This is a genomic window from Stenotrophomonas tumulicola (assembly GCF_014117215.1).
Classification (GTDB): Bacteria; Pseudomonadota; Gammaproteobacteria; order Xanthomonadales; family Xanthomonadaceae; genus Stenotrophomonas; species Stenotrophomonas tumulicola.
Window position 1 is genome coordinate 677800 of the sequence record NZ_JACGXS010000001.1, and the last position, 19529, is coordinate 697328.

The window sequence follows — 19529 nt, forward strand, 5'->3', positions numbered from 1 at the left end:
ACACACTGCTCCCCACCTTCAGACAGATGGGGAACGGCATGGCAGGTTGGGATCGACAGGTACTTCGCGCATATGCACCCGCAGTCATTGCCTGGCTGGCAGCCGTGGCCGGGTGGATGCTGCTGGAACGGGTGCCACTGCAGGCGCTGCAGCTGGAACCGGCGCTGCTGCTGCGCTGGGCGGTGGCCGTGCTGCTGGTGGCCACGTTCGGCCACGGTGGCTGGGTCAGCTGGCGCCTGTGGCGGACGCGTTGAGGCAACAAAAAAGCCAGGCGATCGGCCTGGCTTTCTTGATTTTCCTGGTGCCGGTGAAAGGACTCGAACCTTCATGGGGTTGCCCCCGGCTGATTTTGAGTCAGCTGCGTATACCATTCCGCCACACCGGCAGCGTGGCCGCGTAGTGTAATGAAATTCGTGCCGTACGCATAGGGTTGGCGCACGTCGCGCCGCGGTTTTCCGCGCGACCACAGCCAGGCGTAGGAAAAGAAAAACCCGGCCGAAGCCGGGTTTCTGCAGAATTGGCGTCCCCACGGGGATTCGAACCCCGGTCGCCACCGTGAAAGGGTGATGTCCTAGGCCTCTAGACGATGGGGACGCACGAAAACTTCAAGTTGTACTGCTTTCCAGGCGGCCTAATGCCTGAAAGTGGTGGAGCCAAGCGGGATCGAACCGCTGACCTCCTGCATGCCATGCAGGCGCTCTCCCAGCTGAGCTATGGCCCCACTAAAACGTCGGTTGCCTGCATGGGCAGGTTCCCGGATAAAACTGGCGTCCCCACGGGGATTCGAACCCCGGTCGCCACCGTGAAAGGGTGATGTCCTAGGCCTCTAGACGATGGGGACGCACGAAAAGCTTCAAGTTGTACAACCTTCCAGACGGCCTAATGCCTGAAAGTGGTGGAGCCAAGCGGGATCGAACCGCTGACCTCCTGCATGCCATGCAGGCGCTCTCCCAGCTGAGCTATGGCCCCGTTTAACCGAGCCGCCTATCATACCGGCACATTCACATTTGTGGAAGCCTTTTCTGCTTCCCCCGACGCCTGCATCGTCCATCACCGGGAGTGAAGGGGATGCAACGCGCCACGTGATGAATACCGAAGGCGAAGAACAAAAAAGACCCGGTTTCGGCCGGGTCCCTGTTGTTCCAGATGAGTGGCGTCCCCACGGGGATTCGAACCCCGGTCGCCACCGTGAAAGGGTGATGTCCTAGGCCTCTAGACGATGGGGACGCAGATCTCATCAATTTCATTGGCGACCTTCCGACGGCCTAATGCCGGAAGTTTGGTGGAGCCAAGCGGGATCGAACCGCTGACCTCCTGCATGCCATGCAGGCGCTCTCCCAGCTGAGCTATGGCCCCACGTCGCTGAGGTGCGAAATCATAGCGATGGCCCCCGGGGTTGGCAAGCATTTTCGGCAGTGCGGGCGCTTGGCCCGCTGCGCCCCTGTCCCGCGTGTTCACCCGCGTTCAGGAGCCTCTTCAACTGTGACGGTGATCAAATCGGGAGTGAGGTCCACCCTCCGTACCTGCTGATCAATGCGAGAAGTGACGCAGATTGCAGCTTTCTTCATAGCCGCCGCCTGTGTGCGATTCCTACCCTGCAGCCACCGAAGAGTCACGCCATCAATGGCGCCGGCTCGGTTCGTGGCGAGGCAAGAGGAGGAGCAGATGGACGCACACAAGAACGACCTGACTGAAATTGCTGTAGTGGAATACCCCGGCGCCGATCCGTCGGCGGCATCGATGTTGGCCGAGATGGCCCACGTCGGCAATCGCCTGGCGCAACAGCAAGGCCGTCATACCGCGCGCATCCTGGTGTCGCGCTGGGTGATGGCGGCCGATGGCGGCGGACCGCAGCGCGTCGCCGGCGCCGAACTGCTGGATGCGACCGTGCCAGCCATCATCGCCTTGCCCGGACAGGTCAGCCAGAACGGACAGATCCGTGACGAGGCGATCCTGCTGGACTGGCTCAGTGCCCACTATGACGGCGGCAGCCTGCTGGCGGCGGTGAATGACGGAATCGGCGTGCTTTCACGCGCAGGCCTGCTGGCCGGACGTGCCGTGGCCAGCCTGGACGCGACCCGGTTCCCCGGCCTGAGCGCACAGAACGGCAGTTGGGTACCGAGCGAGCGGCTGCTCGTCGACGATGGTGACCTGCTCACTGTCAGCGGCCCGCAGGCATGGCGCTTCCTCGGCCTGCGCCTGCTGTACCGGGTGCACGGCCAGGGCGTGATGGCGGCCGTGGCCCAGCAGCAGGGCATCGTGGTGCCGGCGGGCATGCAGCAGGACCTGGAACGTTTCAGCGCCAACTTCGCCCATGGCGATCGTGACGTGCTGAAGGCCCAGCGCTGGTTGCACACCACGGCGGCACGCGGGGCCACGCTGGGAGCGATCTGCCAGGCATCCGGGCTGGAGCCGCGTACGCTGCAGCGCCGTTTCCTGAAGGCCACCGGCCTGCGGCCGATCGAATACTGCCAGCGCCTGCGCATTGCCAAGGCGCAGTTGCTGTTGCAGCAGGGCGGGGCCATCGACGAAGTGGCATGGGGCGTGGGCTATGCGGACCAGAGCGCGTTCCGGCGCCTGTTCCTGCGCATCGTCGGCATGACGCCGGCTACTTACCGGCGGATGGTCGCCGGCAAGCTGCGCGATCGCGTGGCAGCGCCTGCACCCTCGCTGATGGGAACACCGGTGCGGCCGATTGATCGCCATGCAGCCTGAATGGGATCCGATGGCTTGCCTTGCACTGGACAGGGTGGTCGGACAGCATCGATCACCGTGAACAGAGGCAGGAGTCGTCGATGCTGAGCCTGGGGCCAGTACCACTTTCGGTGGTGCTGGCCGTTTCTTCGCTGCTGGTCGCCCTGCTGGCGGCACGTCTGTGGCCGCGCCCCGCGGGGGTTTCATGGCGTCCCGCCAATGCGCTGCTGATCGACATGTTCCTGCTTGGCCTGCTGGGCGCGCGGCTGGTCTTCGTGCTGCGCCATGGCGCGCAATACCTCGCAGATCCGTGGTCGGTGCTGCGTATCGGCGATGGTGGCTTCGACCTTCCTGGCTTCCTGCTGGTGGCGTGCGCATGGGCTGGCTGGAAGCTGCGACGGCTGCCGGGCCTGCGGGTGCCGGTGCTGGCAGGTGCGTTGCTGGCCCTGCTGGGCTGGGGCGGCATGTCGATGGGGCTGGAACGCTGGCAGGCACATCACGTGCAGTTGCCGGCGTTGGCCCTGCAGGACCTGCAGGGTGCACCGGTAGTGCTGGCTGCCGTGCCGGGCCAGCCAACGGTGGTGAATCTGTGGGCCAGCTGGTGTGGCCCGTGCGTGCGTGAAATGCCCGTGCTGGCCAAGGCCCAGCGGAGTCACGCGCAGGTGCGCTTCCTGTTCGTCAACCAGGGCGAGGACGCCGCTACCGTGCGCGGATTCCTGCAGCTGCATGCGCCGCAACTGCAGGGTGTGCTGCTGGATGAAGAGGCAGCGACATCCGAAGCATTGGGGGCCAAAGCCTATCCCAGCACGCTGTTCTTCGATGGACAGGGCCGGCTTCGCGAAATGCACCTGGGCGAACTGACCGCCGCGGGGCTTGAACACAAATTGCGCCGGCTACGGTAGCCTGCGCTGGCATCCCATAAGGAGTTTCCATGTTGTCCATTTCCCTGCGCGTCGCTCCGTCGGCGCTGGTGTTGCCGATCCTGCTGGCGCTTGCCGGTTGTGGCCAGGCCCAGACCCCGCAGAAGCCGACCGACGGCAAGCCCGCTGCAGCCAGTGCCGGTGCCCATCCGGACGTGTTGAAGGGTATTGAAAAGCATGGCTTCGAGGTGGTCGGTGAGTTCGATGCGCCGGGTGGCCTGCGTGGGTTCGCTGGCGTGGTCGGCGGGCAGCAGCCCGCCGCTGCGTACGTGACGCCCGACGGCAAGCACGTGCTGGTAGGCAGCCTGTTCGATGCCGAGGGCAATGACGTGGCCAAGGACCAGCTGGAGCAGAAGGTCGCCGGCCCGATGACCGAGAAGATCTGGAAGCAGTTGGAATCCAGTGCCTGGGTGGCCGATGGCAAGGCCAATGCACCGCGCGTGGTCTATACCTTCAGCGATGCCAACTGCCCGTATTGCCACAAATTCTGGGAGGCGGCGCGCCCGTGGGTTGATGCAGGCAAGGTGCAACTGCGCCACATCATGGTCGGGGTGATCCGCGAGGACAGCCCGGGCAAGGCAGCGGCGATCCTGTCGGCGAAGGATCCCAGCGCGGCCTTGCTGCAGAATGAAACCGGGTTCCAGACCGGTGGCATCAAGCCGGTCGCCATCAGCGCCGACGTGTCGCGCAAGCTGGACGCCAACCAGGTGTTGATGGTGGAAATGGGCTTCCAGGGCACGCCCGGCATCCTGTTCAAGGATGAGAAGGGCAGTGTGCAGCGCCGCTCCGGCATGCCGCAGGGCGCGGACATGGACCTGGTGCTCGGCCCGCGTTGAGTTGGGTGACGGCCGCAGGCCGTCGTGGGTGACGACGGTTGATCGTCACCCGTTACGCCAGCGGGGCATGGCCCCGCTCTACCTGGGCGCCGGCCAGTAAAAACTGTCCGGCGTAGCCCGCGACCCGAAGATGGCCTGGCCGACGCGCACCACTGTCGCGCCTTCTTCGATGGCGATCTCGAAATCGCCGGACATGCCCATCGACAGCTCCTCCACGCTCACCGTGGCCGGCACCTGCGCACGAAGCTGCCCACGCAGTTCGCGCAGGCGCACGAAGCAGGCACGCACGCGTGCGGCATCCGGGGTGAATTCGGCGAGGGTCATCAGCCCACGCACCTGCAGCCGATCGAATGCAGCAAGCGCCTGCAGGAAGTCGTGCACCTGCGCTGGCTGCAGCCCGTACTTGCTGGTTTCGGCCGACGTATTGACCTGGACGAAGACGTCCAGCTGGCGGTCTTCAACCTGCAGGCGTTGCTGCAGCGCGTCGGCCACGCGCAGGCTGTCCAACGCCTGGAATTCATCGGCGAAACGCGCAACGTCGCGCGCCTTGTTGGTCTGCAGGTGGCCGATCACCGACCAGCGCAGGCCGGCCAGGTCGGCCAGTGCGGCGGCCTTGCGCTGCGCCTCCTGCACCTTGTTCTCGCCCAGCCCACGACATCCTGCGGCCCAGGCCATGCGCAGGTGCGCCTCGTCGACGGTCTTGCTGACCGGAAGCAGCCGTACCTCGGCCGGATCGCGGCCAACGCGCTGGCAGGCAGCGGCGATGCGCTCGCGCACGGCCTGGATGTTGCGCGCCAGCGCGTCCACGCTGTCGGCCTGCGGCCAGGGGGGGGGAATCAGGGACATGGGCAATTCCACGGGGATGCAACAGCCGGCCAGTGTCGCCGCAGGGCGCTGCGAAGGCCAGCCCGATGGCCGCGGCTTCAGGGCGCGGCCTGGGCGCCCGGCTTTACGTAATGGGTGCGGCCGCCGTCATCGATGAACATCAGCTCCGGCAGGCCCTGCCACGACGTGAGCATCGCACCGGTATTGTTCTGGTGTTTCACCATGAGCGTCGCGCCCCGGTCCGGGTTGGCGACCACCTTGAACACTTCGGTGGAGGAGGTGGCATCGTCCAGGGTCAGCAGGGCTTCGCCGCCGGTATCGGTGGTTCCGTAGCCGCCGCGTTCGGATCCATCGGGGCCCAGCAGAACCAGGCCGGACAGCGGTGCGGCGCGAGGTGGTAGCGGATTGCCGGCGGAAGTGGGATCGGGCACCGGCGCGCCAAGGATCAGCCGTGCCTGTCCGTGGGCATCGGAGATGACCAGTCCACGTGCGTTGAGCACGCGTTGCGGTGATTCCAGCTGATGCTGCCGCCATGCCGTCCAGCCACAAGCCAGCAGGGCGCACGAGGAAACGATGAGGGCGGCAGTGCTGAGGGCACGCGTCATGGGCAGGCTCCTTCCTTGGATCAGGCAATGACAATAGCCCAAGCACGCAGGGCACTCCAGCACAGTGTTCGACTTTCGGCGAATACGACGAAGGTTGACAGCAAAGAACCGGCTCGACCACTCTTCACCGTTGGGTTGCCCTGCAACCCGGAGCAGGTTGTCACGCCGGACGGAGGGGTCCGCGCGCATGCCTGCTCGACCCCGGCCTCCGCCATATCACTCCGGTGATAGCGGCGTGCGGCCCGCGCTGCTCCCTTCGGCGGCACCCTTTTCCAGGACCGACTGCGCAGGCATCGGTAGACAGACGCCCGTCGATGAAAACGTTTACAAAGCAGATTTCCCTTTCCGCCGCGATCGCCCTGGCGCTTTCGGTACCGGCCTTCGCCGCTGAAACCGTGGCTGCCTTCACCGTGCTGGGCCTGGAGAAGGCTCCGGCCTCCGGCGATGTCGCCGTGCTTGCCGCGCAACTGCCGGCGCTGGATGCCGATGTCATCGCCGTGGACAGCGTTGAACGGGCTGCCGGGCAGATCGATCCGCTGCAGACCCTGGCTGACCAGTTGGGTTACGCCTACCGCTTCGTCACCTTGGCAACGGATGCGCAGGGCACCACGCGCGGCCAGGTGCTGCTGAGCCGCTTGCCGGTGCAGGAGGAATCCGGGCCAGGCCAGGCGGGGCGTGGTTATGTGCGGCTGGCTGATGGTCGCCACGTGGTGGCGGTGTATGCCGGTAGCGGCGAGGATCCGCAGGCGCTGGCGGCATGGGTGCAGTCCACGCGGCTGGGCGCGCCGGCGGTGTGGCTGGGCGCACGCGGAACGGATGCCGACGGGTTCACGGCGACGGCGCTTGAAGGCGCATCCAGTTCCGGCTTCGCCCCAGGTGATGCCGGCAAGGTGGCGTTGCACGATGCGGCCGGCAAGCAGTTGGCCGCGCGCCTGTTGAGCCTGCCTTATGCGGGCGACGGCGATGCGGCACGGCCGTGGATGGATACCACGCTTGGTGCCGACGAACGCACGCGCCTGCTGCTGGGACAGATGACCCAGGATGAAAAGTTCCAGATGCTGCGCAGCTACTTCGGGCTGGGCAAGGATGGAGGTCCGCTGCCGGAAGGTGCAGTCGGCTCGGCCGGGTTCGTCCCCGGCGTGCCGCGGCTGGGTATCCCGGCGCAGCAGTCGGCCGATGCCGGCGTGGGCGTGACCAACCCCGGTGGCATCCGACCGGGCGACTTCGCCACCGCGATGCCGTCGGGGCCGTCCACTGCCTCCAGCTGGAACCCGGCGATCGCCTATGCAGGCGGAGCCACCATGGGCCGTGAAGCCTGGCAGCAGCGCTTCAACATCCTGCTCGGTGGCAGCGTCAACCTGCAGCGCGATCCGCGCAATGGCCGCAATTTCGAGTACGCCGGCGAAGATCCGCTGCTGGCCGGCATGATCGTCGGCGAGTCGATCCGCGGCATCCAGAGCCAGCACGTCATCTCCACCATCAAGCATTACGCGATGAACGACATGGAGACGCGGCGCAACTTCCACAGCGTGGACATCGGCGAGCAGGCGATGCATGAATCGGACCTGTTGGCTTTCGAGATCGCCATCGAACACGGCAAGCCAGGTTCTGCGATGTGCTCATACAACAAGATCAACGGCATCTACGGCTGCGAACATCCATACCTGATGAACCAGGTGCTGAAGCAGGAATGGATGTTCCCCGGTTTCGTGATGTCCGACTGGGGTGGCGTGCACAGTGGGTCCAAGGCGGCACTGGCGGGGCTGGACCAGCAGTCGGCCGGTGAAGTGTTCGATGCCACCACGTTCTTCGATGCGCCGTTGCGCCTGGCCGTCGAGGGTGGGGTGGTGCCGCAGGCACGCCTGGACGACATGGTGTCGCGCATCCTGCGCACGATGTTCCTGCATGGCAACTTCGACAACCCGCCGCAGCACCAGCCGATCGACGTGGAAGCCGGTTTCGCTGCCGCGCAGCGCACGGTGGAAGAGGGCAGCGTGTTGTTGCGCAACGAGGGCAACCTGCTGCCGTTGGCCGACAGTGCCAAGCGGATCGTCATCATTGGCGGCCATGCCGACAAGGGCGTCATCGGTGGCGGTGGCTCGTCGATGGTCGGCATTACCGCCAAGGGCGGCAACGCGGTGCCGGGCGTGCTGCCGACCACCTGGCCGGGCCCGGTGATCTTCCATCCGTCCTCGCCGCTGGAGGCATTGCGTGCCGCGCGCCCGGATGCGGACATCCAGTACGTGGATGGCAGCAACGTGGCTGCAGCCGCGCGCGCAGCGGCCCAGGCCGACGTGGCCATCGTGTTCGCCACCCAGTGGTCGGCAGAATCGGTGGACCTGCCGGACATGCAGCTGCCAGGCAAGCAGGATGGCCTGATCGGCGCGGTGGCCAAGGCCAATGCGAACACCGTGGTGGTGCTGGAAACCAACGGCCCGGTGCGCACGCCGTGGCTGGCGCAGGTGCCGGCGCTGCTGCAGGCCTGGTATCCGGGCATCCGCGGCGGCGAAGGCATTGCCGCGCTGCTGACCGGCACGGTCAATCCGTCCGCGCGCCTGCCGGTGACCTGGATGGTCGACGAATCGCAGCTGCCGCGTCCGCACGTGCCGGGGCTGGGTTTCAATCCGGAACAGCCGCCGGTGGATGTCTTCGATTTCGATATCGAAGGTGCGAACGTGGGCTACAAATGGTTCGCGGCCAAGGGCCTGACCCCGACCTTCGCCTTCGGCCATGGTCTTTCGTACACCACCTTCGCCTACGACAACCTGCAGGTGAACGTGGAGGGCCAGCGGCTGGTGGCCAGCGTGGACATCCGCAACACCGGTGCGCGCGCCGGTGCCGACGTGGCCCAGCTGTACCTGAAGCTGCCGCAGGGCAGCACCACGCCGATCCGGCTGGTTGGTTTCGAGAAGGTGATGCTGCAGCCGGGCGAACAGCGCCGTATCCGCATCGAAGCCGAGCCAAAGACGCTGGCCAGCTTCGATACGGCCACCCGGCAGTGGAAGATCGCGGCCGGCAGCTACCAGCTGCAGTTGGGTCGCACGGCGGCCGAGCCGTTGCAGGTGGTGGACGTGGAACTGCCCGGGATCGTCGTGCGGTAAGGCGGGAAGCAGGCGCCGCTGGTGGTGGCGGGGAACCGGAATGGCCCGTCACCCCCGCAGGCGGTCCCGTAACGCGCGCGGGCGTAATGTCTGTCGCAGGCACCCATCCGCGTTTCCATGAGGGAAAGACAGATGATTGATTACCAGTTGAAGGGAAAGACCGCGATCGTCACCGGTGGCGTATCCGGTATCGGGCTGGCCGTGGCCAGGGTGCTGGCGGCATCCGGCGCGCGCGTTTCGGTCTGGGACCTGAAGCCGGAGGCAGTCGACGCCACTGCAGCGGCGCTGCGCGATACCGGCGTGGAAGCCATCGGCATCGCGCTGGATGTCACTGACGAGACGGCGGTGGACGCGGCGGTGAAGCGCACCGTGCAGGAGTTGGGGGGCGTGGACATCGCGGTCAACAACGCCGGCATCAGTGGGCCGGCAGCGAGCAGCGGGGACTATCCGATCGACGGGTGGCGACGGGTGATCGAGGTCAACCTGAGCAGCGTGTTCCTGTGCCAGCGCGCGCAGATCCAGGCCATGCGTGCAGCCGGTAACGGCGGCAGCATCATCAACATGGCCTCCATCCTGGGGCAGGTGGGCTACGCCGGATCGGTCGCCTATGCAGCGGCCAAGCACGGCGTGGTCGGCCTGACCCAGACCGCCGCGTGGGAACATGCCGCCGACCGCATCCGCATCAACGCGGTGGGCCCGGGGTTCATCAATACGCCGCTGCTGGACCAGATGGACGCCAAGGTACGCGCGACGCTGGAAAGCCGCCATGCCCTGAAGCGGTTGGGCACGCCTGAAGAAGTGGCGGCGCTGGTGGCCTGGTTGGCCAGTGATGCGGCGTCGTTCGCGACCGGTGCCTATTACCCCATCGATGGTGGTTACCTGGCGGTGTAACCGGGCTGGCGGCCCCGGCCGTCGCTACCCTGCGCGGAAGCCTGCTTCACGGCATCCGCACACGCATCCGGCCAACGTCTGCGCACGGGCGTCGGGAGAGGTGCGATGGACTTCAGCCAGGATGTATCGCTGCTGCTGCGCGTAGCGGCAGCCATGCTGTTCGGTGGCGTGCTTGGGTTCGAGCGTGAGCTTGGCAAGCATGCCGCCGGGCTGCGCACGCACATGCTGATCGCCGGTGCGGCGGCCTTGATCGTCGGGCTGGGCGATTCGGTCGCCGAACATTTCCAGCAGGACCAGTATCGCGACCTGCTGCAGATCGATCCCATCCGCCTGATCGAGGCGGTGGTGGCGTGCGTGGGCTTCGTCGCCGCCGGCACCATCCTGCGCGGCTCGCGCGAGGAAGAGGTCAGTGGGCTGACCACGGCCAGTTCGCTGATCATGTCCGCGGCGATCGGCATCGCGGTCGGCATCGGCGCCTATGTGATCGCCACCGGGGTGACCGTGTTGTGCCTGGTCGTGCTGGCGGTGATCCGGCAGCTGGAGAAGCGGATGCAGAAGTGACGGGTTACTCTTTGCTGGACGGCCAGCGGCCGTCGCTACCAGGGCCTTGGACCGCTTGCACCCATGATCATTTCTGCCTCCACCGATTATCGTGCTGCTGCGCAGCGCCGGCTGCCGCCGTTCCTGTTCCATTACGTTGACGGCGGCGCTTATGCCGAGCACACGTTGAAGCGCAACGTGTCCGACCTGGCCGACATCGCCTTGCGCCAGCGCGTGCTGCGCGACATGGGCGAACTGAGCCTGGAGACCGAGCTGTTCGGCGAAACGCTGGCGATGCCGGTGGCGCTGGCACCGGTGGGATTGACCGGGATGTTCGCCCGGCGCGGCGAGAGGCAGGCGGCACGTGCGGCGGCCAGCCGCGGCATCCCGTTCACCCTGTCCACCGTGTCGGTATGTCCTATCGAAGAGGTGGCTCCGGCCATCCCGCGGCCGATGTGGTTCCAGCTGTACGTGCTGCGCGACCGTGGCTTCATGCGCAATGCACTGGAACGCGCGCAGGCAGCGGGAGTGACCACGCTGGTGTTCACCGTGGACATGCCGGTGCCCGGTGCGCGTTACCGCGATGCGCATTCGGGCATGAGCGGGCCCAACGCGGCATTGCGCCGCATCGGCCAGGCCATCACCCACCCGCACTGGGCGTGGGACGTGGGCCTGCGCGGGCGCCCGCATGACCTGGGCAACATCTCCACCTACCGCGGCAACCCCACCGGGCTGGCGGACTACATAGGCTGGCTGGGCAGCAACTTCGATCCGTCCATTTCGTGGAAGGACCTGGAGTGGATACGCGAGTTCTGGAAAGGCCAGATGGTCATCAAGGGCATCCTTGACCCGGACGACGCACGCGACGCGGTCAGGTTCGGTGCCGATGGCATCGTGGTGTCCAACCATGGCGGGCGCCAGCTTGATGGCGTGCTGTCCACCGCACGCGCGTTGCCGGCGATTGCCGATGCGGTGCAGGGTGATCTGAAGATCCTCGCCGATTCGGGCATCCGCACCGGGCTGGACGTGGTGCACATGCTGGCGCTGGGTGCCGATACGGTGCTGCTGGGACGCGCCTTCGTGTACGCGCTTGCGGCGCAGGGTGAAGCGGGCGTGGCCAACCTGCTGGACCTGGTGGCCGCGGAAATGCGCGTGGCGATGACGCTCACCGGCGCGCGCACGATTGCTGACATCGGCCGCCATTCGTTGGCCGGGTAGAGCGGGTCCATGACCCGCTGCTGTTGCTGTGCTGACGGGCATGGCCCGTCACTACCGGTGGAGCGGGGTCCATGACTTCTGCTGTTGCTGTGCTGACGGGCATGGCCCGTCACTATCGGTAGAGCGGGTCCATGACCCGCTGCTGTTGCTGTGCTGACGGGCATGGCCCGTCACTACCGGTGGAGCGGGGTCCATGACTTCTGCTGTTGCCGTGCTGACGGGCATGGCCCGTCACTACCGGTAGAGCGGGTCCATGACTTCTGCTGTTGCTGTGCTGACGGGCATGGCCCGTCACTACCGGTGGAGCGGGGTCCATGACTTCTGCTGTTGCCGTGCTGACGGGCATGGCCCGTCACTACCTTGATGCATGGCTGTCATGGCAACGCTTGTGCCAGGTAGGATTCGATGACGTAGCTGAAAGGATGCCGGTCGCGGTCGCGCAGCAAGGCATGCACTTCCAGCAGCACCGCTTTCGGACCTTCCCCGCGTGGCGGCCAGTAGGCCTCGTCGCGCAGCGTCTGGCGCTGGAATCCCAGCGGCCCGACCACGCGTCCGAAGGGTTCGTCGCTGCCATCGAGCACCTTGTTCATCGCCGGTGTCAGCAAGCCCGGTACGTACCAGTTGTCGGCCTCCGACAGCACGCGCTGGCCGCAGGCCAACTGCACGCGCCGGTAGCGCAGCGGCGTATCGGCTTGCACCTGCAGCGCCTTGCGCACTTCTTCCGGGGCGTCGCGCTGCACGTCGCGCACCTGCACGGCGCGCACCCGCGCCTTGGCGGCCAGGCCATGTTCGGCACACCAGGCTTCCAGCGTGGCGGTGGCGCTATGGCCGGCCAGCAGGCGCGCATGCAGTGCCTGTGCCTGCTCGGCGCGCGCAAGCTGTGGCTGCACCGCGGCCGGCGGCGCAGGTCCGGCTGCGGCAGCAAAGGCAGCCACCGGTGCGGCGGCCAGCAGTGATGCGGCTTGCCAGCGAAGTCGGTCGGTGCGGTCGAACGGGCCCATGTGGATCCTGGGTAAAGGCTGTGCTGGAGTTTAACCTTTCCGGCCAGAAGCCGCTGTCGACAAGGCCGGTCCGATACCGTCCGCATGCCTGCCGGCAACCCCGGGATGTCATTGCAGGCAGGCCTGCCTGGACCCTCCGCTCATCGTGCTTCGTCATCTACCTGGCGCTTGAGTTCCAGCGCCAGCGCACGCACGCCGTCGTCGGCATTGTCGCGGTACAGGATGCCGATCTCGTAGCTGTCGATCACCGGCAGCCCACGCTGGCCATCGATGACCTGGTGCCCGGCCAGCACGGCGCGCCGCGGCAGCAGGCTGATGCCGATGCCATCTGCGACCGCGCCCTGGATGCCACTCAACGAAGAGCTGGTGAACGTGATCCGCCAGCGGCCACCGGACGCTTCGATGGCATGGATCATTTCGTCCCGATACAGGCCGCGCGGCGGGAAGGTCACCAGTGGCAGCGTTTCCTGTTGCACGCACGGTTCGTGTGCGCTGTCGATCCAATGCATCGGTTCGGGCCAGCAGTACACCGCCGGGCGGCTGTTGCGGCGCTGCTTGACCAGTGCCAGGTCCAGTTCACCGTGGTCGAAGGCGTGGGCCAGGTCGCGGCTGAGGCCGCTGCTGATCTCCAGCCGCACGCGTGGATGGCGGCGACTGAAGGCGGCAAGCATGCGCGTGGTCCGTGGGTTGACGAAGTCTTCGGGCACGCCCAGCCGCAGCGTGGTCGCCACGGTGGCACCGGCCAGCGCCTGCAGCAGTTCGTCGTTGAGCCCGAGCATCCGCCGCGCGTAGCCCAGCAGGATGTGGCCTGCGTCGGTGGGCTGTACATCGCGATGGCCGCGTTCCAGCAGCCGGTGGCCGGCCAGCATTTCCAGCCGGCGGATCTTCTGGCTGACCGTGGACTGGGTCGAATGCAGGCGGCTGGCGGCGGTGGTGAAGCTGCCGCAGTCGGCCACCCTCACCAAGGCACGCAACAGGTCCAGTTCGAACAGGGATCTATTCGTTTCATTCATCACAGGCATTCACTTATTTCGTTTCCGCATGTCGCCATCCACTTCTACCCTAGATGGCGAGGGCAGGCCAGCATGCTGCCCGAGCCCTTTCCCCGGCGCGCCCCGCCGCCCTCCTGGATGTTCCCATGCCAATGCCCACCCGTTCGCTGCTGTTGCTCGCACTTGCCACCGCGTTGCCCGCCACCGCCGTCGCTGCCGCCGCAGGCAGACAGGCCGACCTGTTGATCCGGCACGCCACCGTGGTCGACGTGGAGCATGCGCGCACGCTGCCCGGCCAGAGCGTGGCCATCCGCGGTGGGGACATCGTCGCGGTGGGAGCGGATGCAGGCGTGGCCGCCGAGTGGAGCGCCGACCGGCAGGTCGATGCCAACGGCCGCTACCTGATCCCCGGGTTGTGGGACATGCACGTGCACTTCGGTGGCGGCCCGGCGTTGGTGGAAGAGAACAAGGCGCTGCTGCCGCTGTACCTGGCACATGGCATCACCACCGTGCGTGATGCCTCCGGTGACCTGCCACGGCAGGTGCTGGAATGGCGTGGGCAGATCGCAGCCGGCACGCTGCCCGGCCCGCGGCTGCTGACTTCCGGCGCCAAGATCGAAGGGGTGAAGCCGGTCTGGAAGGGCACCATCGAAGTGGGCAGCACCGCCGACGTGGATGCGGCGATCAAACGCCTGCGCAACGACCGGGTGGACTTCGTCAAGATCACCGACAGCACGTTGAAGCCGGAGCTGTTCCTGTATGCCGCCAGCGAGGCGCGCAAGGCCGGGCTGAAAGCGTCGGGGCACATCCCGATGGCGCTGACGGTGGAGCAGGCGGTGGATGCCGGGCTGGCTTCCATCGAACACCTGGATTACGCCTATAAGGCCGGCAGCCGCGATGAGGCGACGATCGCGGCCGACTTCGCCGCGGGCCGCATCGACCGCGCCGAGGCCAACCAGCGCCTGGCCGGCAGCTTCGACCGGGCTACCGCGCTGGCGGCCTACCGCGATTTCGCACGGCGCGGGGTGTTCGTGACGCCGACCCTCAACGGCGGACGCATCCTCGATTTCCTCGACCAGGACGATCACCATGACGACCCGTACCTGGCCTATATCGGCCCGGGGTTGCGTGCGACCTATGCCTGGCGGGTGGAGCGCGCGGCCAAGGCCACGCCGGCGCAGGTGCAGGCACGGCACCAGCACTACAAGGAGGTAGCGGCGGTGCTGCCGATGCTGCAGGAAGCGGGCGTCACGATCATGGCCGGCACCGACGCCGGCTTCCTCAACTCCTTCAACTTCCCCGGCATCGGGCTGCACCAGGAACTGCAGCTGTTCGTGGCCGAAGGGTTGACCGCACCGCAGGCGCTGTCGGCTGCCACCCGTGCCGGCCCGGCATGGTTCGGGCAACTGGACCGCTACGGTTCGATCGCCGTCGGCAAGGCGGCCGACCTGGTGCTGCTGGATGCCAATCCGCTGCAGGACATCAAGGCGACCGAAGCCATCGACACAGTCGTGGTGCGCGGCCAGGTGCATGACCGGGCGGCGCTGGATGCGATGTTGCTGCAGGCGCGCACGCAGGTGCAGCAGTGGAACCTGCAGGCAGGAAAGGCGCGCTGAGGCTCAGTCGCCGCTGCGCGTTGCGGCGGTGCCGCCCTTGCCGCACCGGCAGGGGCACTGGCAGCCGTCACGGCGCGGCCGCTTGCTGTCCAGCACCCCGGCGAACAGTTCCGCGCCCATGATGCCGGTGGGGAAGGCGATGATGCCGTAGCCGAGCAGGATGGCGCACGCGGTGATCAACCGGCCCAGGCTGGTCTGTGGCGTGATGTCGCCATAGCCGGTGGTGCTCATGGTCACCGCTGCCCAGTAGACGCTTGCTGGAATGCTGCTGAAGCCGTTGCCGGGACCTTCGACCAGGAAGATGACGGTGCCCAGCACCACCACCAGCAGCACCATCACCCCGATGAAGACCAGGATCTTGCGCCGGGCACGGACCAGGGCCTGGCGCAGGTGGCGGGTTTCGTCCAGGTAGACCGGCAACTGCAGGATGCGGAACAGCCGCAGCAGGCGCAGCAGCCGCACGTCGGCCAGCACGTGCAGCCCGGGCAGCAGCAGGGCAAGGAAGGCCGGGAGGATGGACAGCAGGTCGACGATGCCGAAGAAGCTGCGCGCGTAGCGCCACGGTGAGCGCAGCAGCCACAGGCGCAGCAGGTACTCCAGCGTGAACAGTGCGGTGAATATCCATTCCAGTGCATGCAGCAGGCGGCCATGGCGCTGGTGCACTTCGGCCACGCTGTCCAGCATCAGCACCAGCACGCTGAGTACGATGAGCACCATCACCAGCGCTTCGGCGCGACGCATCAGCGATGCGCGTTCGGTGACGCGGCGGACAGCGCTGCGGAGGTGGGGGAGTGGAAGGGGCATGGGAGTAGCGCAGGGCGGAGGGGTCGTATCCGGCTGGCCTGCCGGTGCAGCCGCGAAGCTTCGGCCCTGCACGCGCTGCACGGAATACAGCAATCGCGAAATGCTGGCCGATGCCGCTGGTGGCCCTGTGCAGTGGCGTACCGGTCCAGCAAGGTGGGGCGGAACAGGAGGACGCCATGCACGCTGCGGCATTGTGGTTGCTGCTGTCCCTGGCCGGTGCGGGACAGATGGACCCAACGATGGCCGGCGTGGTGTACCGGTGCGGGCAGGCCGATGCGGTGCGTTACCAGGACGTTCCCTGCGCGGCAGGCGAAGCATCGCATCGCTGGCGTCCACCTGCGGGCCGCGTGGACCCGGCTGACGTGGCCGGCCCGGCCATCGTGAAGCGGGCCCCGGCAGCCGCCGCGCGGGGCAAGGCTGCCTCACGCCGGCGTCGCATTGCCGGGAGGAAGCCTGCGATGGCGCTGATTACGATCCAGCAGGACCCGGCCGCCTGTCGCAGGATGCAGCGACAGCGCGAAAATGCCCTTCGGCAGCGCCGCCGGGCACCCGGCTACCTGCTCGAACGGGCCTGGGACGACCGCGTCCGTGATGCATGCCGATGAAACAGACTGCATCGGCTGCAGGATTCAGGCGCGTCCTATGTGGATGCCGGTCAGGTCTGAATATCGTGGTCGGCTTCCTTCGCGAATCGTCCCTTGCCGACGCGCGCTTGCCTTCGACGGCAGGTGGCGCGGCCGGCCCCCGCTGCAATGAATGCCATCCTGCAACGCCTCTCCGCTGTGTTTCCCTGGCCTGGCCGTGCCGCCGGCAACGAGGACGGCGACCTGCGTGCGCTGCGCAGCCACCCGCGTCGCCTGCTCTACATCGCCGGGGCGTTGCTGGGCCTGTTGCTGCTGTCTGCGCTGGTGGCGGCCGTGGCCCTGCATGTACGCCGCTACCAGGAGGATCGCCTGCAGGGCTTCGTGCGGGCACAGGCGGCATTGGCCGCGCAGCTGACCCGCCATGACGCCAGCTACGCACGGCTGGTCAACATGACCGAGTACGCGTGGCAGCACCGCATGGACAGCGATCCGGCGGTGCTGGCCGCCGATGCACGCGCCTATCTGCACGATGGCCAGCGGCTGGTGCTGCAGCAGGGCGAACGTGGTGCGCCGCAGCTGGTGATCGGGCTGGGTACCGAACGCTGGCCGGCCGGACGCCTGCAGCGCTACCTGGCGCTGTCCCGTTCGATGTCGACGATCTCGCGCATGGCCTTTGCCGGCACCGATGTCGAAGCAGCAGGCGCGGCCTATTTCCTCGACCCGACCGGCCACCTGGCAGTGTTGAACCAGGGGCTGGCCGACAGCGATGCCTCTGCTTCGCTGCCACAGCTCGATCGCGAGCAACGCTTCGCGCGGATGCGTGCCTACGCCAACCTGTCGCCACCGGCATCGCCGGGTGACAGCGTGCCGGCGCTGCGCCCGGCCACCGGCAATGGAAGGGCGCGGCTGGGATTCGCCGCCCATCCCGTCACCGGGCGCGCCTCGCTGGTGTCGGTGTTCCCGGCCCATGACGGCATGCGCGGGCTGGGCGTGTTCGTGGCGTTCGAGCCCACCGATGGCCTGGCCCGGGTGTTGCGCGAGGCCAGCGACAGCAACCTGCTGGTGGTGGCGCCCAATGGCGAGGTGATCCTCGGTTCGCGTGCCGGCAACGAGATGCACCTGGTCGGGGCAATGCACGAGGCCGGGCTGTGGACGCATGCGCGCAGCGGCGTGACGGTGCACCGGCGCGGTGGGCAGTTCTACATCGCCGCGCTGGTCGCCGGCACCGACTGGCTGCTGGTGACGACCTACGGCTGGCGCGACATGCTGGCCGATGGCCAGCGCCTGGGGGTACTGGCCGCGGTGGTATGGACGGTGCTGATGGCGGTGCTGTGGCTGCTGCTGGCCTGGATCGACCGGCGCGTGCTGGCGCCGGCGGCCCGGCGTGCTGGCCGCGTATATGCGAGCGAGCAGATGTTCCGTTCGCTGATCCAGATGACGCCGATCGGGCTGTGCCTGCTCGACAGCGGGCAGGCCGTGCCGGTGGTGCAGAACGAACTGGCGCAGCGTTATGCCGGCGCGGCCGAGCGCGCGGGCCTGCCCCTGTACGAGGCGCTGCTGCAGGGCCATGCAGGGGCCACGGCGGGGCAGGAGGAAAACATGGACGTGCGCGAGTTCGAACTGTCGCACGCCGGCGCACGCAAGGTGGCGGCACGCCACCTGCTGGTGCGTGCCACCGAAGTGGTGCACCAGGGGCGCGTGGTGCTGTTGTGCGCCTTGCAGGACCTCACCGCGCGGGTGGAACTGCAGGAACAGCGCGATCGGCTGCACGAGGATGCCGAGGCCGCCAATCGTGCCAAGATGCATTTCCTGGCCATGATGAGCCATGAAATCCGCACGCCGCTGCATGGCATCCTCGGCCACCTGGAGTTGTTCGGGCGCTCCCGGCTGGATCCCGAACAGCGCACCCGCCTGCGACGCATCATCCAGTCGGCCGACTCGCTGCTGCTGATCATCAACGACGTGCTGGACCTGGAACGGATCGAGGCCGGCCGGATGGAGGTGGAACTGGTGGACTTCGAACCGGTGGTGCTGCTGGAACGGGTGGCGCTGCTGTATGCGCCGCTGGCGCAGGGCAAGGGCGTGGACCTGGACCTGGTGGTCGATGCCGGCCTGGGGCCGCTGTACCGTGGCGCGCTGGGCTGGATGGAACAGGTGCTGCGCAACCTGGTCAGCAATGCCGTCAAGTTCACCGCATCCGGACGTATCGAGATACGCATCCTGCCGGCGCGGCAATCGCCTGGCCTGCGGCTGGAGGTCGCCGATTCCGGTATCGGCCTCAGCGAGGCGCAGCAGCAGCGGCTGTTCCAGCCGTTCATGCAGGCGGACGAAACCATCAGCGACCGTTTCGGCGGCTCGGGGCTCGGGCTTTCGCTGTGTCGCCAGCTGTGCCAGCTGATGGGCGGCGACATCGATGTGCGCAGCACGCCCGGGGTGGGCAGCGTGTTCGGTTTCAGCGTCCCGGTGCAGCCGTGCCTGCAGGATGATGCCGTGCTGCCCGGGCCATTGGCCGGCCGCACCATTCTCGTGCATTCGGCGGTGGCCAGTTGGCGCGATGAACTGAGCCGTCGGCTGCGGGGTTGGGGTGCGGTGCCGTTGCCATTGGAGCATCCGGGCGACGTGGCACAGGTCACCGGGGTGGAAGGCATGCCGCTGGTCCTGTTCGAGCGCAACCAACCGGTGATCGGTGACGAGGCGCTGCAGCGCTGTGAACGCGTGGTCCGGGTCCGCGCCGACGGTCCCCTGCGTGCCTCGCGGCGGCAGGGGCATTGGCGCGCGTCCTGCTATTCGGGCCAATCGCTGCTGGAAGCGCTGGAGGCGACGGACGGGCCGGGTACCGCCATGGTCGCGTACAGCCCCATCATGGCGGCGCCTGCCGCAATCGGCTAGATTCGGAGCCGCC

Annotated in this window: 16 protein-coding genes and 7 tRNA genes; 11 read left to right on the forward strand and 12 right to left on the reverse strand. The window is 67.2% G+C overall.

The genetic code is table 11. The annotated features are described in order from the left end of the window. Nucleotides 1-38 precede the first annotated feature (38 nt). Complete coding sequence (locus tag H4O11_RS03155) at nt 39-254, forward strand: hypothetical protein (protein WP_182337963.1); 216 nt, start codon at nt 39-41, stop codon at nt 252-254. A gap of 45 nt (nt 255-299) precedes the next feature. Here H4O11_RS03155 and H4O11_RS03160 read toward each other — a convergent pair. The 7 genes from H4O11_RS03160 to H4O11_RS03190 form a co-directional block, all read right to left on the reverse strand. Further along, a tRNA-Leu gene (locus H4O11_RS03160) sits at nt 300-385 on the reverse strand. A gap of 133 nt (nt 386-518) precedes the next feature. Then, nucleotides 519-594, reverse strand: a tRNA-Glu gene (locus H4O11_RS03165). Nucleotides 595-645: 51 nt separating this feature from the next. Beyond that, nucleotides 646-721 (reverse strand) — tRNA-Ala (locus H4O11_RS03170). A gap of 44 nt (nt 722-765) precedes the next feature. Further along, nucleotides 766-841 (reverse strand) — tRNA-Glu (locus tag H4O11_RS03175). A 52-nt stretch (nt 842-893) separates the two neighbouring features. Beyond that, nucleotides 894-969 (reverse strand) — tRNA-Ala (locus H4O11_RS03180). Nucleotides 970-1151: 182 nt separating this feature from the next. Further along, nucleotides 1152-1227: transfer RNA gene (locus H4O11_RS03185), tRNA-Glu, on the reverse strand. A 53-nt stretch (nt 1228-1280) separates the two neighbouring features. Further along, nucleotides 1281-1356 (reverse strand) — tRNA-Ala (locus H4O11_RS03190). A 309-nt stretch (nt 1357-1665) separates the two neighbouring features. Here H4O11_RS03190 and H4O11_RS03195 point away from each other — a divergent pair. From H4O11_RS03195 to dsbG, 3 genes are all read left to right on the forward strand, one after another. Then, nucleotides 1666-2715 carry a GlxA family transcriptional regulator gene (locus H4O11_RS03195; protein ID WP_182337964.1) on the forward strand — a complete coding sequence of 350 codons (1050 nt, stop codon included), beginning with the start codon at nt 1666-1668 and terminating at the stop codon, nt 2713-2715. Nucleotides 2716-2795: 80 nt separating this feature from the next. Continuing rightward, complete coding sequence (locus tag H4O11_RS03200; protein WP_182337965.1) at nt 2796-3596, forward strand: TlpA disulfide reductase family protein; 801 nt, start codon at nt 2796-2798, stop codon at nt 3594-3596. Between the two features lie 29 nt (nt 3597-3625). Then, nucleotides 3626-4450, forward strand: coding sequence for a thiol:disulfide interchange protein DsbG (gene dsbG / locus H4O11_RS03205; protein ID WP_182337966.1), 825 nt, complete (start codon nt 3626-3628; stop codon nt 4448-4450). A gap of 78 nt (nt 4451-4528) precedes the next feature. Here the strand turns inward: dsbG and H4O11_RS03210 are convergent, their stop codons facing one another. Both H4O11_RS03210 and H4O11_RS03215 read right to left on the reverse strand, forming a co-directional pair. Next, on the reverse strand, nt 4529-5296 hold the full coding sequence (locus H4O11_RS03210; RefSeq protein ID WP_182337967.1) for a YggS family pyridoxal phosphate-dependent enzyme: 768 nt from the start codon (nt 5294-5296) through the stop codon (nt 4529-4531). A 77-nt stretch (nt 5297-5373) separates the two neighbouring features. After that, a complete protein-coding gene (locus tag H4O11_RS03215) occupies nt 5374-5880 on the reverse strand; it encodes a hypothetical protein (RefSeq protein ID WP_182337968.1) in 507 nt (168 codons plus the stop codon). 314 nt (nt 5881-6194) lie between these two features. Here H4O11_RS03215 and H4O11_RS03220 point away from each other — a divergent pair, with 314 nt between their 5' ends. The 4 genes from H4O11_RS03220 (at nt 6195) to lldD (ending at nt 11630) form a co-directional block, all read left to right on the forward strand. Further along, entirely contained in the window at nt 6195-8981 is a 2787-nt protein-coding gene (locus H4O11_RS03220; protein ID WP_182337969.1) for a beta-glucosidase, read from the forward strand. A 132-nt stretch (nt 8982-9113) separates the two neighbouring features. Continuing rightward, nucleotides 9114-9872 (forward strand): SDR family NAD(P)-dependent oxidoreductase, encoded by a 759-nt coding sequence (locus tag H4O11_RS03225; protein WP_182337970.1) that lies wholly within the window; start codon nt 9114-9116, stop codon nt 9870-9872. A gap of 105 nt (nt 9873-9977) precedes the next feature. After that, nucleotides 9978-10433 carry an MgtC/SapB family protein gene (locus H4O11_RS03230; protein WP_182337971.1) on the forward strand — a complete coding sequence of 152 codons (456 nt, stop codon included), beginning with the start codon at nt 9978-9980 and terminating at the stop codon, nt 10431-10433. Between the two features lie 63 nt (nt 10434-10496). Next, nucleotides 10497-11630, forward strand: coding sequence for an FMN-dependent L-lactate dehydrogenase LldD (gene lldD, locus H4O11_RS03235; protein ID WP_182337972.1), 1134 nt, complete (start codon nt 10497-10499; stop codon nt 11628-11630). Between the two features lie 374 nt (nt 11631-12004). Here the strand turns inward: lldD and H4O11_RS03240 are convergent, their stop codons facing one another. Next, nucleotides 12005-12631 (reverse strand): hypothetical protein, encoded by a 627-nt coding sequence (locus H4O11_RS03240; protein WP_182337973.1) that lies wholly within the window; start codon nt 12629-12631, stop codon nt 12005-12007. A gap of 140 nt (nt 12632-12771) precedes the next feature. Further along, nucleotides 12772-13653 carry a LysR substrate-binding domain-containing protein gene (locus H4O11_RS03245; RefSeq protein WP_182337974.1) on the reverse strand — a complete coding sequence of 294 codons (882 nt, stop codon included), beginning with the start codon at nt 13651-13653 and terminating at the stop codon, nt 12772-12774. Between the two features lie 122 nt (nt 13654-13775). On the opposite strand from H4O11_RS03245, the gene H4O11_RS03250 reads away from it, so the two are divergent. Then, nucleotides 13776-15239: an amidohydrolase family protein gene (locus tag H4O11_RS03250; RefSeq protein WP_182338406.1), complete on the forward strand. Its 1464-nt coding sequence runs from the start codon at nt 13776-13778 to the stop codon at nt 15237-15239. Between the two features lie 3 nt (nt 15240-15242). Here H4O11_RS03250 and H4O11_RS03255 read toward each other — a convergent pair whose 3' ends face one another. Continuing rightward, on the reverse strand, nt 15243-16043 hold the full coding sequence (locus H4O11_RS03255; protein WP_182337975.1) for a potassium channel family protein: 801 nt from the start codon (nt 16041-16043) through the stop codon (nt 15243-15245). A gap of 176 nt (nt 16044-16219) precedes the next feature. On the opposite strand from H4O11_RS03255, the gene H4O11_RS03260 reads away from it, so the two are divergent. Continuing rightward, entirely contained in the window at nt 16220-16648 is a 429-nt protein-coding gene (locus tag H4O11_RS03260; RefSeq protein WP_182337976.1) for a hypothetical protein, read from the forward strand. A 147-nt stretch (nt 16649-16795) separates the two neighbouring features. Continuing rightward, complete coding sequence (locus H4O11_RS03265) at nt 16796-19516, forward strand: ATP-binding protein (RefSeq protein WP_182337977.1); 2721 nt, start codon at nt 16796-16798, stop codon at nt 19514-19516. Nucleotides 19517-19529 lie beyond the last annotated feature (13 nt).